This window comes from Streptomyces sp. NPDC054840, assembly GCF_053611065.1.
Genome location: NZ_JBSGZP010000786.1, coordinates 1 through 3,104, shown reverse-complemented (window position 1 = coordinate 3,104; position 3,104 = coordinate 1). Strand labels below are relative to the sequence as shown.

Genomic DNA, 3,104 nt, shown 5'->3' with positions numbered 1-3,104 from the left:
GTCCAGCGGCTCTCGGTGAGACCCTCGTCCTCGATGCCGGCGATCCTGCCGTCGCGCTGGCGCGGGTAGTAATTGCCGGTGTCGATGACCGCGAAGCCCTCCGCGGCCTCGCCGAAGAGGTCGCTCGGCAGGTCCGGCACGTTTTTGAAGGGGATCGTGACCACGACGATCTCGGCGCCTCGCGCCGCTTGCGCCACGGTGACGGGGGTGGCTCCGGTCTCCTCGGCCAGCGCGGCCAGGGTCTTGGGACCGCGCGAGTTCGCCACGGAGACCTCGTGCCCGAGGGCCGTGAGCCGACGGGTCAGGTTGCCGCCGATGTTGCCCGCGCCGATGATGCCGATCTTCATGAGTTCTCCAGTGCATCCGGTTCCAGTGTCGCGTCCGCACCAACCCCCGCCCCGGGCGCGGCATTCCGCCCCGCGGTGATCGTCCCCCGGCCGGGCGATGCGATCGCGCCGCCGAACGAGGGCCGATCGGCGTGCGGGCGGGCGCCTGACCGGTCCGATACGGCCGAGGGGGTGACCTTTCGGCCATTTCTCGCATTCCGCGAACCGGACCGGATCGGGACCGTCGGTCGGTACAGCCACTCAGCACGGGGAAAGGCTCGGCAGATACTCTCGGCCAGGCGAACCGCCTCCCTCACCCTCGCGGCCACCGCCGTACTCACCCTCGCCCTCGTCACCAGCGCCTCCGCGCACGGACCGGAAGCGGGGACGCCGATCCAGGCCGCCGCCCCCGCTCCGTCCGTCTCGGGCAGCCCCGAGGGCGCCTTCACCCGGATCGCCGACTTCTACGGCTCCTACATCGACTCCGTGTACGACGGCGACGGGGCGAGGGCGGACCGCCTGCGCGCCTTCTACCTCTCGGAGCCGCTCCAGGCGGACTTGAGGAAGTGGGAGCAGGACAACCACGCGGACGGCGTGCTCCGCGCGCAGAACGTGCCGCTCAGGTGGAAGGTCACCTCCACCGGCAGCGGCGCGGGCCGGACCGATGCCACGGTCACGCTGACGTGGGGAGGCGACACGACGAAGGTCTTCGTCCAGGCCGACCTGGCCACGCGCAAGATCGTCTCCATCCGGGGCTGACCCCGCGGCGTCGGACGCGCGGGGTGGGGTCACCCGGACGTGAGGGTCGGAAGCCCGGTCAGGAGATCGCGTACCACTGGCTCGCCCAGCCGGTGTTGATGGTGCTCGTGGACTGCTCGGCGAGGTTCACCGTGGGCGGCAGCGAGGTCTGACCGGTCAGCACGTTGCTGTACCGGAGGTTCGGCGGCGTCAGACCGGCGTTGACCGAGATGCCGGCACCCGTGGATTTCAGGGTGAGGCCGTTGGTCGCCCAAGTGCCGTTGAGCAGCAGCGCGATGAAGTAGGTGCCGGGAGCGGCGGTGAACGGCTTGCCGAGGGCGAACGGCTTGGCTATCGCGTCGGTCATCAGCTGGGGGGAGATGTCGGGGGTGGTCGCCACGAGAGCGCCCTTGGCGTCGTATACGCCGAGGTAGCAGTTGGCGAGCTGGGCGTTCGGGTCGATGCCGGCCAGGCCCAGCCACACGTTCGACCAGGTGATCTGCTCGCGCAGCACGATCCGTACCAGGGTGACCCGGCCGCCGACCCCGGCCGAGGACTGGGCGGTGACGTGCCCCGCGTCATTGGGGTCTCCGGTCCAGGCCAGCAGGTTCTGGTCCTGCGGCCGGGGTCCCTCGAAGCCGGATCCGCCGCCGCTCTGCGCGGGGACGGACGCGGAGTTCGACGCCGCGGGCCGACTGTCTCCGGGCGAGGTACAGCCGGTGAGGACGAGCAGCGCGGCGAGCGCGGTCACGAGACCGGTCGTGGCGGTGGTGGTGCGGGTGCGCATGGTCCCCCCATGAGGTGCGGATCTGTCGACGGACATGATCACACGCCGCCGGTACGCACCCGCCGCCCCGCGGCGGAGCCCCGATCGTGCGGTCGGGCCGGCGAGTGGCGACGAGCTGGACGACCTCCGTCGAGTCCGTATGGACCGAATGGCAGGGGATGACCCGAGTCGTCCCCTGAACCGATCCTGCGGGCTTCCTTAAGGGAACGTGAAGTGCCCCTCCGGCGCGCGGATTTCACTGATCACAACCCTAGGCTCGGTCGCACCCCACCCCCTTCCCTCTGTGAGGTGCTACAGGCATGAGCAGCCGAACTCCCGCAACGCCGTCCCGCGTCGAAGCGCGGCGGAAGAAGGCGATGCGCACCCGCATCGTCCTGTCCCTGACCGCGGCCGCCGCGGCGGTGGCGGTCGGCGTCGCCGTGGCCGATTCCGGCGGCGGTACGCAGGTGGACCAGCGGGCCGACGGCGCCGGCGGGGCGAAGTCCGGGACGCCGACCACCGCGGCCACGGCCGGGACGGCGAGCCCCACCGCCCCGCTCCCCGAGGTCACCGCCGATGCCGCGGCCGCCACGGGCTCGCTGCCGCCCGAGACTCCGGCCGCCGCGGGTACGGAGTCCGCGGCGCCCGCGAAGCCCGCGGCGGAGGAGAGCAGCCCGGCCAAGTCCACCCCGGCCGGCAAGCCCCCGCGCACGTCCGGCGGGAGCACAGGCGGCGGTTCCGGCACCTCAGGCGGGTCCGGGACGTCCGGGGGCTCGTCGGGCGGCTCGTCGGGCGGTTCCGGCAGCTCCTCCGGGGACTCCGAGTCCGCGGTCCTCGCCCTGGTCAACAAGGAGCGGTCCGCGGCCGGCTGCGGACCCCTGACCGTGAACGCCAAGCTGGCCGCCGCAGCGCGCGCGTACAGCGACACCATGGCCCGCAGCGGCGTCATGTCCCACACCGGACCCGACGGGTCCACCATGACCTCGCGCGTGGAGGCCGCCGGCTACGGGTGGTCCCGCCTCGGGGAGAACATAGCCCGCGGCCAGTCGGACGCCGACGCGGTCATGAAGGCGTGGATGAACAGCTCCGGCCACCGGGCCAACATCCTCAACTGCTCCTTCCGGGAGATCGGCATAGGAGTCCACAAGGGCGACGGCGGCCCGTGGTGGACGCAGAACTTCGGGACGTCGAAGTAGGAGCCTTCCCACCCGCCACCCCCCGCCGGCCACTCCCCGTCGGCCCCCCCACCGGCCACCCCCCACCGGCCCCGGCAC

Annotated in this window: 4 protein-coding genes; 2 read left to right on the top strand and 2 right to left on the bottom strand. The window is 72.4% G+C overall.

The features are described from left to right. Positions 1–347, bottom strand: a 347-nt coding sequence (locus ACWGIU_RS34005) for an NAD(P)-binding domain-containing protein (protein WP_453711958.1), incomplete at its 3' end; no start/stop codon positions are given. Between the two features lie 171 nt (positions 348–518). Between ACWGIU_RS34005 and ACWGIU_RS34000 the strand changes: the two genes are divergently transcribed. Then, positions 519–1,085, top strand: coding sequence for a hypothetical protein (locus ACWGIU_RS34000; protein ID WP_453711957.1), 567 nt, complete (start codon positions 519–521; stop codon positions 1,083–1,085). A gap of 58 nt (positions 1,086–1,143) precedes the next feature. On the opposite strand, the gene ACWGIU_RS33995 is transcribed toward ACWGIU_RS34000, so the two are convergent. Continuing rightward, positions 1,144–1,851 (bottom strand): hypothetical protein, encoded by a 708-nt coding sequence (locus tag ACWGIU_RS33995; RefSeq protein WP_453711956.1) that lies wholly within the window; start codon positions 1,849–1,851, stop codon positions 1,144–1,146. A gap of 299 nt (positions 1,852–2,150) precedes the next feature. Between ACWGIU_RS33995 and ACWGIU_RS33990 the strand changes: the two genes are divergently transcribed. Then, positions 2,151–3,026, top strand: a complete 876-nt coding sequence (locus ACWGIU_RS33990) for a CAP domain-containing protein (RefSeq protein ID WP_453711955.1) — start codon at positions 2,151–2,153, stop codon at positions 3,024–3,026. Positions 3,027–3,104: the final 78 nt, after the last annotated feature.